We start from the raw sequence: 12,144 nt of genomic DNA on the forward strand, positions 1-12,144 counted from the left end.
CAGAGCGACCGGCCCGGCAGTGTCCGCACGCCTGCTCGCGGAGCGCGGGACGCACATGCTTTTGAACGCGTGGCATGCCTTACGCTCATCCTCGCCGTGATCGTGCTCGCCGAGCGTGCAAAGCGGCGGCGCGGAGCAGCCGTTCCCGATCATCCGGGCGGGGCAGGAGACGCCCCTGGTGCTGTACGACGCGGCGGTGGCTCGGGAGCGGTAGCGCCAGGGTCTCCGAGAGTAAGCGCCTGTGGTGGCCGCAGAATCGGACTGTGGTATGATGCGGCGCCTGTCCGGACTAGGATTCGGACCCGGCAAGTTGCTCCTGCGCCCAATTCAGCACGCGCCGTAGGCGGGGGACCAGCAGGGGCCCCGCCTCTTCGGGCGGGCACCAGCGCCACTCGTGGTGTTCGGGGTGGCCGAGTTCAGGATTCACGGGCAGGTGGACCCGCGCGTCGGGCGGCGCTTCCGCCAGGTAGTAGCGCGCCACTTTGCCGCGCGCGTAGGGTGGGGTCTCGATGAACCCAGTGCCCCACGGCTGATGCAGGTTTCCGAGGCCGGTTTCCTCGCGAATTTCGCGTCGCGCGGCCGCCAGCGGGCCCTCGCCGGGCTCGATGCGCCCCTTGGGAAAGTCCCAGTTGCGGTAGGCGCGCAGTAGCAGGAACTCCCAGCCGCGCGGCCCGCGCCGCACCACGATCAGCCCCGCCGAGCGCTCTCCGCCGTTCATCAACCCCTCGCGCGCGCTTCCCAATACTTGACCAAATTAGTCGGGATTCTATATCCTATGCCGATCCTAAAGGTAGCTTCGGCCGCGTGCGGTAGGCGACGGCCCAGATCGGGAGTCAGTTCATGAGTGCTTCGACCCAGAACATCGAGAAACTGATCAAGCGTGAGTATGCCGCCGGTTTCGTAACCGACGTGGAGGCGGACTCCGCGCCCCCGGGCCTGAACGAGGACATCATCCGCTTTATCTCCGCCAAGAAGGACGAGCCGGATTGGCTGGTGGAGTGGCGCCTGCAGGCCTACCGTCATTGGCTGACCATGCGCGAGCCCGAGTGGGCGCACGTGCATTACCCGCCGATCGATTTCCAGGACATCGTCTACTACTCGGCGCCCAAGCAGAAGGAGGGGCCGAAGAGCCTGGACGAGGTCGATCCCAAGCTGATCGAGACCTACAACAAGCTCGGCATTCCGCTCGCGGAGCAGGAGCGCCTGGCCGGCGTGGCGGTGGATGCGGTGTTCGACAGCGTGTCGGTGGCCACCACCTTCAAGGGCAAGCTCGCCGAAGTCGGCGTGATCTTCTGCTCGTTCTCCGAGGCGGTGCAGAACCATCCGGAGCTGGTGAAGAAGTACCTGGGCGCGGTCGTGCCGCAGGGCGACAACTTCTACGCCGCATTGAACTCCGCGGTGTTCACCGACGGCTCGTTCGTGTACATCCCGCCGGGCGTGCGCTGCCCCATGGAGCTGTCCACCTATTTCCGCATCAACGCCGCCAACACCGGCCAGTTCGAGCGCACCCTGATCGTCGCCGACGAGGGCAGCTACGTGAGTTACCTCGAGGGCTGCACCGCGCCGCAGCGCGACGAGAACCAGTTGCACGCCGCGGTGGTGGAACTGGTGGCGTTGAAGGACGCGACCATCAAGTACTCCACGGTGCAGAACTGGTACCCGGGCGACGAGGAAGGACGTGGCGGTATCTACAACTTCGTGACCAAGCGCGGCGCGTGCCGCGGCGACAACGCCAAGATTTCCTGGACGCAGGTGGAGACCGGTTCCGCGATCACCTGGAAGTACCCGAGCTGCATCCTGGAAGGCGACAACTCGGTGGGCGAGTTCTACTCGGTCGCGCTCACCAACAACCTGCAGCAGGCCGACACCGGCACGAAGATGGTGCACATCGGCAAGAACACCTCCAGCACCATCATCTCCAAGGGCATCTCCGCCGGGCGCGCGCAAAACGCCTACCGCGGGCTGGTGAAGGTCCTGAAAGGCGCCGAGGGCGCACGCAACTACACCCAATGCGACTCGCTCCTGATCGGCGACCGCTGCGGCGCGCACACCTTCCCCTACATCGAGGTGAAGAACAGAAGCGCGCAGGTCGAACACGAGGCGACCACCTCCAAGATCAGCGAGGACCAGCTGTTCTACCTCCAGCAGCGCGGGCTGTCGGAAGAGGACGCCGTGTCCATGATCGTGAACGGCTTCTGTAAGGAGGTGTTCAAGGAGCTGCCGATGGAGTTTGCCGTCGAGGCCCAGAAGCTGTTGGGCATCAGTCTCGAAGGCTCCGTGGGTTAAGCGATCATCGAGCGATTCGCGCGCGGGGGCCCGAGCGGTCCCCGCGCCATAAGTGACGGAAGGGTATGACACTATGTTGAGCATCAAGAATCTTCAGGCCGCCATCGACGGCACGTCCATCCTCAAGGGTATCGACCTGGAGGTGAAGCCGGGCGAGGTACACGCCATCATGGGCCCCAACGGCTCTGGCAAGAGCACGCTCTCCAACGTGCTGGCCGGGCGCGACAGCTACGAGGTCACCGGCGGCGAGATCCTGTTCGAAGGGCGCGACCTGACCGAGATGAGCCCCGAGGAGCGCGCCCGCGCCGGCATCTTCCTGGCCTTTCAGTACCCGGTGGAGATTCCCGGCGTCAGCAACGTGTACCTCCTGAAGGCCGCGCTCAACGCCATCCGCAAGCACCGCGGCGAGGCGGAGCTCGACGCCATGGACTTCCTCACCCTGATCAAGGAGAAGATCAAGGTGGTGGAGATGCGCGAGGAGTTCCTGTACCGCAACGTGAACGAGGGCTTCTCCGGCGGCGAGAAGAAGCGCAACGAGGTGCTGCAGATGGCGGTGCTGGAGCCCAAGCTCGCGATCCTGGACGAAACCGATTCGGGCCTCGACATCGACGCCCTGCAGATTGTGGCCAAAGGCGTGAACAGCCTGCGTGACGCGGGTCGCTCGTTCATCTTGGTGACTCATTACCAGCGCCTGCTGGATTACATCGTGCCGGACTACGTGCACGTGCTCTCGGGCGGGCGCATCGTGAAGTCCGGCGATCGCACGTTGGCGCTGGAGCTCGAGAAGCAGGGCTACGGTTGGCTGGAGCAGGCGCCCGGCGCCGAAGCCGCGGCGCGCTAAGGGGGCCGCATGAACACCTACGTGGAAGAGTTCAAGACGGTCGAGGCCGGGTTGCCGGGGCGCAAGGCGTCGTGGCTCGCGGCACTGCGCCGCGGCGCGCTGGATCAGTTCGCCGAGCATGGTTTTCCCACGCTGCGCGACGAGGCGTGGAAGTACACCGACGTGCGGCCGATCGAGAAGCGCGGCTTCACCCTCGCCGGCGCGGACACCCGCGTCACCGAAGCGGCGCTGCTGCCGCATCTGCTGCGCGATGTGCCTGGGTACCGCCTGGTGTTCGTGAACGGACGCCTCGCCCCCGGGCTCTCGCGGCTCGAACAGCTGCCCAAGGGCGTGACCATCGCCAATCTGGCGCGCGTGCTCGAGGACGAGCCCCAGCGCGTCGAGGGCTTGCTCGGACGCCATGCCGACGGTAAGTCGCACGGCTTCGCGGCGCTCAACCTCGCCTTTATGCAGGACGGTGCTTACGTGCACCTGGCGCGCGGCGCGGTGCTCGATGCCCCCCTGCAGGTGGTGTACGTGGCGAGCGGCGCCACCGACCAGGCGGCCTATGTGCGCAACCTCATCGTGGCCGAGGAGGCGAGTCAGGGCACGGTGATCGAGAGTTACGTGGCGCTGGAGGACGCGCCGTACCTGACCAATGCGGTGACCGAGGTGGTGGCCGAGCAGGGCGCCGTGCTCGAGCACTATAAGCTGGAAAGCGAAGCGGCCAAGGCCTACCACGTGGCCGGTCTGCACGTGCACCAGGCGCGCGACAGCCGCTATACCTCGCACAACGTCTCGGGCGGTGCGCGTCTGGTGCGCAACGACATCACCGCGGACCTCGCCGGCGAGGGCGCCGAGTGCGAGCTGAACGGCCTGTACCTCGCCGGCGGGCGCCAGCACGTGGACAACCAGACCCGTATCGACCACCGCGCGGCGCATTGCGCGAGCCGCGAGTGGTACAAGGGCATTCTGGACGGTCATGCGCGCGGCGTGTTCCGCGGCCGGGTGGTGGTGCACCCCGGCGCGCAGAAGACCGATGCGCAGCAGGCCAACAATAACCTGCTGCTGTCCGATGACGCCGAGGCCGACAGCCTGCCGCAGCTCGAGATCTACGCCGACGACGTGAAGTGCGCGCACGGCTCGACGGTGGGCCAGCTGGACGAGACCTCGTTGTTCTACCTGCGCTCGCGCGCCATCGATCTGGCTACCGCGCGCAGCCTGCTGGTGTATGCCTTCGCGAGCGACATTCTGGAACGCATGAAGGTCGCACCGGTGCGCCAGGGCCTGGAGGCCCAGGTGGCGCGGCGGCTGCTCGACGAAGCCCAAACTGAGGGACTGGTATGAGCAATCTCGAGGCCCTGCGCCACAAGGACACGGCGGGCGCGTACGACATCGAGCGCATTCGCGCCGATTTCCCCGGTCTCTCCCAGGAAGTGCGTGGCAAGCCGCTCGCCTATCTCGACAACGCCGCGTCGGCGCAGAAGCCGCAGGTGGTGGTGGACACCGTGGCGCACTACCTGGCCTACGACTACGCCAATGTGCACCGCGGCGTGCATTACCTGGCCGAACGCGCCACGCAGGCCTACGAGGGCGCGCGCGAGAAGGTGCGCGCGTTTCTGAACGCCGCCGACAAGCGCGAGGTGGTGTTCGTGCGCGGCACGACCGAGGCGATCAACCTGGTGGCGCACAGCTTCGGCGGCGCGCAGCTGCGCGCGGGCGACGAGATCCTCATCACCGAGCTCGAGCATCACGCCAACATCGTCCCCTGGCAGCTGCTCGCCGAGCGCACCGGGGTGGTCATCAAAGTCGCACCGGTAAACGATGCCGGCGAGCTGATCATGGAAGGCTTCGAGGCGCAGTTGTCCGAGCGCACCAAGCTGGTCTCCGTGGCGCACATGTCCAACGCGCTTGGCACCATCCTGCCCGTGAAGCGCATCATCGAGCTCGCCCATGCGACGGGTGCCAAGGTGCTCATCGACGGCGCGCAGTCGGTGCCGCACATCCCGGTCGACGTGCAGGCGCTCGGCTGCGACTTCTATGCCTTCTCCGGCCACAAGCTTTACGGGCCGACCGGTATCGGCGTGCTGTGGGCGCGCGCCGACATCCTGGAGAGCATGCCGCCGTTCATGGGCGGGGGTGAGATGATTCGCGAGGTGAGCTTCGAGAAGTCGACCTTTGCCGGTATTCCGCTGCGCTTCGAGGCCGGTACGCCCGATTTCGTGGGGGCGATCGGCCTCGGCGCCGCGATCGACTACGTGCTCGACGTCGGGCTGGATAACATCGCGCGCCACGAGCACGAACTGCTCGTCTACGCGACCGAGCAGATGCGCGCGATTCCGCACCTGAACATCATCGGCACCGCGGCGGAGAAAGGCGGCATCATCTCCTTCGTGTTCGACGACATCCACTCGCACGACGTCGGCACCATCATCGACATGCAGGGCGTGGCGATCCGCACCGGCCATCACTGCGCCATGCCGCTCATGAACCGTTGTCACGTGCCGGCCACCTCGCGCGCCTCGTTCGGCATGTACAACACCAAGGACGAGGTGGACCGTCTGGTGGCGGCCCTGTACAAGGTGAGAGAGGTGTTCGGGCAATGAGCGACCTGCGCGACCTGTATCAAGAGGTGATCTTCGATCACAACCGCAACCCGCGCAATTTCGGTCCGCTGGAGGGCTACACGCACAAGGCGGACGGTTTCAACCCGCTGTGCGGCGACAAGCTCACCGTCTACCTCAAGGTGGGCGAGGACGGGGCCATTACGGACGTGAGCTTCCAGGGTGCGGGCTGCGCCATCTCCATGGCGAGCGCCTCGCTGATGACCGAGGCGCTGAAGGGCAAGCCGGTGGAAGTGGCCGAGCAGCTGTTCCAGGGTTTCCATGGCCTGATCATGGACAAGCCGGTGGCAGGCGCCGAGCTCGGTAAGCTGATGGTGCTCGAGGGCGTGAAGGAGTTCCCCTCGCGCGTGAAGTGCGCAACCCTCTCCTGGCACACCATGCACGCCGCCCTGGAGCAGAAGGGCGAAGCGGTCACCACGGAATAAGACATGAGCGAGACCGACAACAGTTACAAGAGCCTGCCGCAGCGCATCATGGAAGAGCAGGTGGTCGCCGCACTGCGCACCGTCTATGACCCGGAACTGCCGGTCAACATCTACGACCTCGGGCTTATCTATGACGTGCAGGCCGACCCGGACGCGGGGCGGGTGGACATCAAAATGACGCTCACCACCCCCGGCTGTCCCGTGGCACAGACCTTCCCCTGCGCGGTGGAGCAGGCGGTGGTCAAGGAAGTGGAAGGCGTCGAGTGCGCCAGCGTGGAAGTGGTGTGGGACCCGCCCTGGGACAAGAGCCGCATGACCGACGCGGTGCGCCTGCAACTGGGTCTGATGTAAGCCGCTGTTGGAGTATCTGAGAGAATTTATCCTGGATTTCTCAGACCAAGCAAAGCGAAAAGCGTGGTTGTCGCTTTGCTCCGTGATCAACGGCTTGCAGCCGCCGATCGCGACGGCACATCCCTGTGCCGCGGGAGGTTCTGGATCGGTCAGAGCCTCCCTACTATTTCTTCATTAGAACGAGGAAGCACGCCATGGCCGACTGGGCCGATGTCGCCAAGGTGGAAGACCTGCCCCCTGGCGAACACAAAGTGGTCGACGTCGATGACGCGCTGATCGCGGTGTTCAACATCGACGGCACCTTCTACGCCATCGAAGACGTGTGCACGCACGACGGCGGCACGCTCACCGGCGGCCCGGTCGAGGGCTGCGAGATCGTGTGCCCGCGCCACGGGGCTCGCTTCAACATCAAGACCGGCGCCGTCACCGCGCCGCCCGCCTACGAAGGCCTGTACACCTTCCCGGTGCGGGTGCACGAGGGCATGGTCCAGGTCCAGGACGACCGCTGGGACTGAGTCCGGCCGTGCGCCGGCGTACCGCCGACGTGCTTCCCCTCCTAATTCTCCCCCCCCCCCCGCTCGGCTTCCTCGTCGCGCCCTCTCGCGTTCCCCGTTCACAGGCGCCGTGCGTCGACTAAGCTTGAACTAAATCAAAAGCGCAGGGGAAACGAATGCGATTGATTTCCGAGCTGATTGAAGAACCCGGCGTCCGCTTGGCGGCGGACTATCCCTACCGCGGTGACCGCACCAGCATCGAGGGTGACATGCCCCGCGAGAACGTGGATCTGCTGGCGGTGGTGTGCCGCTCCAACACGACCGCGGTGCGCATGGAGAGCGACATCCTCAGCCTGCTGGCGGGTGGACCCGACAAGTTCCCACCATTCCGCGGCTGGATGGCGCATGGCGCCAACTACAGCCTGTGCGTGGTCTCCAACACCTTGGTGCTGTGCAACAACGAACAGGCCTCGTTCACGCGTGTGGTGCGCCGCATGTTGACGGGCCTGCACGACGCGCCGGACGAACGGATCTAGCGGTACGCGTACAGTGCCCATGGGGCGGTGCGCGCGGACAACCAGCAAGGGCGTCGGCAGGTCCGACGCCGGATGGCCCCGACGGAGCGGGGCAGGCGAATCTAGGGGGAACGTATGACTTCGATGGACCAATTGATCGCCCTGCCGGGCGTGGTGGCGGCCTTCGCCTTCAGCGATCGCGGCGAGTTGACGGAGGCCAAGCGGCGCGGCGAGTGTCCGCTCGACGACCGCAAACTCGACCTGCTGAGCCACCTGTGCGTCGCCAACCTCGCCGTGGCGACCATGCAGGCCCGCGGCTGGGGCACCCTGACCCAGAGCGCGGATTACTATCCGGTGGAAGCGGTGACGTTGATCGGCGACAAGTGGTCCGCGATGGCCTCGCCGACGCACGGCGTACTGCTCGACACGTCGCAGGCGGATTTCGATGCCGCCTACGACGCACTCACCGGTTAGGAGGGGCCCATGCTAGAGCGTTTGCTGAGGCTGGACGGTGTGGTGGCGGCGGTCCATTTTCGCGAGGGCGGCGGATTGCTGAACGGCGTCGGCCAGTTGAGCGGAGAACAGATGGAACTGGTCGCGCGCTTCGCGAACGACCACAAGCGCATCACGCAAAGTAACGGCGATCAATTCTCGGTGCTGGCGCAGATGAACGGCTGGGCCCCGGCGCGCGGCTGGATCGTGCACGGGCCGCGCATGTCGGCGGTGGGCATGGCGGACATCGCCTGTGTGTTTCGCAACGGCGCGGCCAAGTACAACGAGTTGCTCGAGGAGATGCGTCAGACGCTCACCACGCTGTAGCTGGGGTCCGTCATTCCTCCTCGAAGGTCTCGCCTAATTCCTGAAACAGCGCCTGACAGTCGTGATCCTCGGCGGCATCCGGTTCGATGAACGGCAGTACAGCGGCCAAGGGGGCGGCGACCGCCCCCAGAAGCGCGGCCGCAGCGCCGCGCGCGATTGCTTCGCCCGCCTCGATGCCGAAGTCCGGATCCATCCACGACCCTTCGATGTTCACGGGCGTTTGCAAGGACAGCCCACCGGCTTCCTTGGCGTGCGCCTCCAGCTCGAAGGCGAAACGTTCCTCGCGTAGATCCACGTTGCCATCGCCCGTGATGACGCGCTCGTCAGTGTCGATCAAGAGGAGTTCCGACACCATTTCGCCGCCGCCGACGTCGAAGGCGGCGACGCCGCAACGTACGCGCTGATCGGGCTCCCCATCGCCGAACAGCAGCTCGATGATATTGAGCGCGATCCCCTCGGCGACCAGCCGGTCGAGCGCGCCGCGGGTGAGTGCCAGCCCCACTTGGCCTTCGGCTTCGCCCAAGGCTTCTGCGACGGAGGCCCCGCGTCCCTCCAATTCGATGCGCCCGGACAGGCGTCCGCGGATGAACTGTGCCGCCTCGGTATTCTCCAACATGTGCTCGAGGGACGCCGAGCGCAGGCCGATATCGGTGACGAATCCCGGTACGCCGTCGCGCGAACTCAGTTGGAAGGCGCCGGCGATCTCGCCTTCGGCGACGCTCATGCGGAAGGGGTCGATGCGCAAGGTGCCCTCTTGCAGTTGCACGTCCAGCATCATGTCGTGCCCTTCGATCACCCAGAGCGCGGCATCGGCGGTACTCAAGGTGACGTGGACCTCAAACGCACTGAGCCAGTCGACAGGGATCGGATCATCGGGCAGCAGACGCTCGCGCTCCTCTTCGGGGGGGGCGTCGAGGCCGAAGAATTCAAACAGGTTCTGCACATCGAGCCGCGCCAGATGCAGTTCGCCTTCCACGCGCGGCGGCTCGGCGGCCGTGTCGGCATGCAGCTCGCCCCGCTCAAGACGCGTCTCCTTGAGCCGTCCTTGGATGTCCCGCACCCGCCACTGCTCCCCTTGGCGACTTACCTCGCCGGAGAGCTCAAAGGCGTCCATGTCCGGGGCCGGTACATCGAGCGCTTGCAGCAGCGTGCCGAGGTCGTCGCCCTCGGCCGCCAAGGTGAAGGTGAAGCGCTCGAGCGGCTCCTGGGGGTCATCGAACGCGCCTTGCGCGCTGAGGTACTGTGCGGCGTACCAGATCTCCAGTTCCAGCGGGAAGGGCTCCGCACCGTCCACCAGCGCCGGCAGCTCGCCCGCCTGACCCACCACCTTGAGGGGCGCCTCGCGGTAGGTGCCGTCCGCCTGCAGGTGGGTGCGGCCGTCCTCGGTGTAGAGCTGGCCCTCGATGCGGGTCTGCAGCGGCGCGTCGGTATAGACGAAGTGGCCCTCGTGCACGCTCAGCGCCGTGATCCGCGGCGGGTCCTCGTCCGGGTCGTCTTCGAGAAAGTCCCAGTTGGCCGCGCCCTGGGGGTTACGCTCCAGGTGTACCCGGGGGCGTTCCACCACCACGTCCCGAAACTCGGGATCGCCGCGCAGCACGCTGCCGAGCGGAATCGACGCGCTCAGCCGCTCGACTTCCGCCATGTGCTCACGCCCGGCCCAGGGCGCGTCCGCGATGCGCAACCCGTGCACGTGCACGCGCGGCGTCCAGCCCAACTCGACGTCGAGGTCGCCGTCGATGGACACCGTACGTTCCAATTCCCGACTCGCGAACTCGGCGAGCGGTCCGCGCAGGTGATTCCAGTCCAGCCACCACAGCGCGACGGCGAGCATGAGCACCAGCACGAGCAGCGCCCATCCGATGCCTTTCACAACGCGATTCACTTCCCTGTGCCTCGCTAGCGTGATGAGGGTCGACCCTGAGCATAGCAGTGCCCCTTGTAGCTCACGCACCTGGGCGTGAGTGAAGCAGGGGCGCGCGAGCTGGTAGATCTCCGGCAGCGCGTCCGGTCGGCGGCAGCGCAGATTTACCTGAAGCGCGCCGAGCGCGGCAGGTGGTCTGGTAGAATGGCCACCCCAGTCCACGCGGTCTTCGAGAAGGTGTTATGAAGCAGCCCCTCAATCCATTCGATGAAGCCGCCGGCCAGGTGGTGGACCTTGCCAATCGTCTCGCCGACGAGGATCAGGACGCCAGCCTGTGGGATATCGCCGATGGCCTGCTGGCCGGCGCGCTCCACTATTGGCTGTACGTGCGCCAGCCTTGCGGCGACCCCCGCTGCGAGGACTGCGCCGAGACCGCGACCGCCGAACAGCGTCTCGCCGTGCTGCAGCGCCTGACCGAGCAGCTGGCGCGGGACAGTGAGTACTTTCACGCGCCGACCGATCTCAACGTGGGGCGCGCGTAGCCGTTGGGAAAATGCCGCCCCGCCGGTGACGACGGTCCGGCGGGGCGGTGGTGCGGCCTCAGAACTGGAAGGCGTAACCGATCGTCGTCTCCCAGGTGTTGAGAGAATCGTCGAAGTTGTCGACCACCTTGTCGAGGTAGCGGTAACGCACGTCCCAGCGCAAAGCATGACCGTCCTGCAAGGGCCATTTGAGACCGCCGCCCGCGTTGAGCGTGAAGCTGTCGTCCCCGTCGACGGTTTGGCCGTTGAGCTGTATCTCGCGATCCAGGCGAGCGAAGCTCCAGCCCGCGCCGGCCGTGAGGTACCAGCTCGGCGTACCGGGCGTTATGTCCTGCGCGAGGCCGCCCATCGGAAAGTGGGCGAGATAGTTCACGTCCACCAGGTGCAGCGGCATGCTGATGCTGCCCTCGGGTGTGCCGTCAAGATCGGTGTCTGCGTAGGTGTAACGCAGTTCCCATCCGTGCAGGCCGAATGCGCCTCCCCAGCTCAGCCCAAACGCTCCGCCGTTGGACAGCTCCGGCTGTGGACCGGCCGTCCCGCTGACCGCCGTGTCACCCCACAGGTAACCCGCGTGTACCCCGATCTCCTGCGTTCCCGGGCCGTATTGCGCCAGTGCGCCCTGCGACATGGCCAGGCTTCCTGCCGCGACCATGGTCGAGATCATGGCGACGCCTTTCATAAACACCTCCTTGTGTCTTGTCGTGCGTCGAGGATTGTGCAGTCTGCCGACCGATCGATCGGTCGGCAGACTGACATGCCGGCGGGTTCCGAATCGCGCCCCCCGTCACCCAAAGTTTAGCAATCCGCCCCCGTTCAGGCGCGGGATGAGGTGGCGCGGGAATCAGTAATGCGAGGCGATGATCAGCGCGGCACCCAACATGATCAGCGCGCCCCCCGCGGCCACGGCCGGCGTGAGATGGACCTGGCGGAACAGCAGCCAGGTAAACAGCACGATGAACAGCGGATAGGTGATCTCGATCAGGCTCGCCAGGGTGGCGTTTTTGTTGCCGATCGTGGTGAACAGCAGCACGGTCCCGCCCAGGCTGGTCAGGGCCAGGGCGAAGATGGGCAGGCGCGCGCGCCAGTCGAGCTCACCGAGCAGGACGAGATCGCGCGCCAGGTTATGTCGGTAGATCACGGCCACCGCCAGGATCGGCAGCGCGGTGAGCAGCAGCACGGCCGCCAGCGAGACCTTGCGCAAGGCGTGCTCCACCAGGGGGTAGTGGATCCCCCACATCAGGGCGGCGCCTAGGCCGGTAATGTACCAGGGGAGGTGTTGCACGAGAGTCCTTCTCCGGTTGCAGTGCGGCGCGCTCAATGTACCGGAACCCGCCGCGTGGCGCACGGCTGCCCGCGCCAACGGCTTGACTACACTCGAAGCCATGATCCCCGACGCCCCTTACGGCG

The 12,144-nt window shown here is 66.1% G+C and carries 15 protein-coding genes; 11 read left to right on the plus strand and 4 right to left on the minus strand.

The genetic code is table 11. The annotated features are described in order from the left end of the window. Window positions 1-289 precede the first annotated feature (289 nt). Entirely contained in the window at window positions 290-718 is a 429-nt protein-coding gene (locus HUS23_11745; protein QKT04433.1) for an NUDIX domain-containing protein, read from the minus strand. Between the two features lie 122 nt (window positions 719-840). On the opposite strand from HUS23_11745, the gene sufB reads away from it, so the two are divergent. The 10 genes from sufB (at window position 841) to HUS23_11795 (ending at window position 8,334) form a co-directional block, all read left to right on the plus strand. Further along, complete coding sequence (sufB, locus tag HUS23_11750) at window positions 841-2,286, plus strand: Fe-S cluster assembly protein SufB (GenBank protein ID QKT04434.1); 1,446 nt, start codon at window positions 841-843, stop codon at window positions 2,284-2,286. A 73-nt stretch (window positions 2,287-2,359) separates the two neighbouring features. Next, window positions 2,360-3,127, plus strand: coding sequence for a Fe-S cluster assembly ATPase SufC (gene sufC / locus HUS23_11755; protein QKT04435.1), 768 nt, complete (start codon window positions 2,360-2,362; stop codon window positions 3,125-3,127). 9 nt (window positions 3,128-3,136) lie between these two features. Next, complete coding sequence (gene sufD, locus HUS23_11760; protein QKT04436.1) at window positions 3,137-4,453, plus strand: Fe-S cluster assembly protein SufD; 1,317 nt, start codon at window positions 3,137-3,139, stop codon at window positions 4,451-4,453. Then, a complete protein-coding gene (locus HUS23_11765) occupies window positions 4,450-5,712 on the plus strand; it encodes a cysteine desulfurase (GenBank protein QKT04437.1) in 1,263 nt (420 codons plus the stop codon). The genes sufD and HUS23_11765 overlap by 4 nt, the downstream gene beginning before the upstream one ends. Further along, a complete protein-coding gene (locus tag HUS23_11770; protein ID QKT04438.1) occupies window positions 5,709-6,155 on the plus strand; it encodes an SUF system NifU family Fe-S cluster assembly protein in 447 nt (148 codons plus the stop codon). Before HUS23_11765 ends, HUS23_11770 begins: the two co-directional genes overlap by 4 nt. Before the next feature lie 3 nt (window positions 6,156-6,158). Continuing rightward, window positions 6,159-6,506, plus strand: a complete 348-nt coding sequence (locus HUS23_11775) for a DUF59 domain-containing protein (GenBank protein QKT04439.1) — start codon at window positions 6,159-6,161, stop codon at window positions 6,504-6,506. A 194-nt stretch (window positions 6,507-6,700) separates the two neighbouring features. Continuing rightward, the gene (locus HUS23_11780; protein QKT04440.1) at window positions 6,701-7,021 is read left to right on the plus strand and encodes a non-heme iron oxygenase ferredoxin subunit; all 321 of its coding nucleotides are present in this window, start codon (window positions 6,701-6,703) and stop codon (window positions 7,019-7,021) included. 155 nt (window positions 7,022-7,176) lie between these two features. Next, entirely contained in the window at window positions 7,177-7,536 is a 360-nt protein-coding gene (locus HUS23_11785) for a DUF2173 family protein (GenBank protein QKT04441.1), read from the plus strand. A gap of 123 nt (window positions 7,537-7,659) precedes the next feature. Further along, entirely contained in the window at window positions 7,660-7,989 is a 330-nt protein-coding gene (locus HUS23_11790; protein ID QKT04442.1) for a DUF2173 family protein, read from the plus strand. 9 nt (window positions 7,990-7,998) lie between these two features. Then, on the plus strand, window positions 7,999-8,334 hold the full coding sequence (locus HUS23_11795) for a DUF2173 family protein (GenBank protein QKT04443.1): 336 nt from the start codon (window positions 7,999-8,001) through the stop codon (window positions 8,332-8,334). 10 nt (window positions 8,335-8,344) lie between these two features. On the opposite strand, the gene HUS23_11800 is transcribed toward HUS23_11795, so the two are convergent. Further along, a complete protein-coding gene (locus HUS23_11800) occupies window positions 8,345-10,204 on the minus strand; it encodes an AsmA family protein (protein QKT04444.1) in 1,860 nt (619 codons plus the stop codon). Window positions 10,205-10,437: 233 nt separating this feature from the next. Between HUS23_11800 and HUS23_11805 the strand changes: the two genes are divergently transcribed. Next, the gene (locus HUS23_11805; protein ID QKT04445.1) at window positions 10,438-10,737 is read left to right on the plus strand and encodes a hypothetical protein; all 300 of its coding nucleotides are present in this window, start codon (window positions 10,438-10,440) and stop codon (window positions 10,735-10,737) included. A 58-nt stretch (window positions 10,738-10,795) separates the two neighbouring features. On the opposite strand, the gene HUS23_11810 is transcribed toward HUS23_11805, so the two are convergent. After that, a complete protein-coding gene (locus tag HUS23_11810) occupies window positions 10,796-11,416 on the minus strand; it encodes an outer membrane beta-barrel protein (protein ID QKT04446.1) in 621 nt (206 codons plus the stop codon). Window positions 11,417-11,578: 162 nt separating this feature from the next. Beyond that, the gene (locus HUS23_11815; protein ID QKT04447.1) at window positions 11,579-12,019 is read right to left on the minus strand and encodes an EamA family transporter; all 441 of its coding nucleotides are present in this window, start codon (window positions 12,017-12,019) and stop codon (window positions 11,579-11,581) included. Between the last annotated feature and the right edge of the window lie 125 nt (window positions 12,020-12,144).

The sequence above is a fragment of the Ectothiorhodospiraceae bacterium 2226 genome (assembly GCA_013348725.1).
Lineage (GTDB): Bacteria > Pseudomonadota > Gammaproteobacteria.

Excerpts from the sequence above, each read along its gene's own strand:
- HUS23_11745 (QKT04433.1), bottom strand. The coding sequence starts at position 718 with ATGAACGGCGGAGAGCGCTCGGCGGGGCTGATCGTGGTGCGGCGCGGG.
- sufB (QKT04434.1), top strand. The coding sequence starts at position 841 with ATGAGTGCTTCGACCCAGAACATCGAGAAACTGATCAAGCGTGAGTAT.
- sufC (QKT04435.1), top strand. The coding sequence starts at position 2,360 with ATGTTGAGCATCAAGAATCTTCAGGCCGCCATCGACGGCACGTCCATC.
- sufD (QKT04436.1), top strand. The coding sequence starts at position 3,137 with ATGAACACCTACGTGGAAGAGTTCAAGACGGTCGAGGCCGGGTTGCCG.
- HUS23_11765 (QKT04437.1), top strand. The coding sequence starts at position 4,450 with ATGAGCAATCTCGAGGCCCTGCGCCACAAGGACACGGCGGGCGCGTAC.
- HUS23_11770 (QKT04438.1), top strand. The coding sequence starts at position 5,709 with ATGAGCGACCTGCGCGACCTGTATCAAGAGGTGATCTTCGATCACAAC.
- HUS23_11775 (QKT04439.1), top strand. The coding sequence starts at position 6,159 with ATGAGCGAGACCGACAACAGTTACAAGAGCCTGCCGCAGCGCATCATG.
- HUS23_11780 (QKT04440.1), top strand. The coding sequence starts at position 6,701 with ATGGCCGACTGGGCCGATGTCGCCAAGGTGGAAGACCTGCCCCCTGGC.
- HUS23_11785 (QKT04441.1), top strand. The coding sequence starts at position 7,177 with ATGCGATTGATTTCCGAGCTGATTGAAGAACCCGGCGTCCGCTTGGCG.
- HUS23_11790 (QKT04442.1), top strand. The coding sequence starts at position 7,660 with ATGGACCAATTGATCGCCCTGCCGGGCGTGGTGGCGGCCTTCGCCTTC.
- HUS23_11795 (QKT04443.1), top strand. The coding sequence starts at position 7,999 with ATGCTAGAGCGTTTGCTGAGGCTGGACGGTGTGGTGGCGGCGGTCCAT.
- HUS23_11805 (QKT04445.1), top strand. The coding sequence starts at position 10,438 with ATGAAGCAGCCCCTCAATCCATTCGATGAAGCCGCCGGCCAGGTGGTG.
- HUS23_11810 (QKT04446.1), bottom strand. The coding sequence starts at position 11,416 with ATGAAAGGCGTCGCCATGATCTCGACCATGGTCGCGGCAGGAAGCCTG.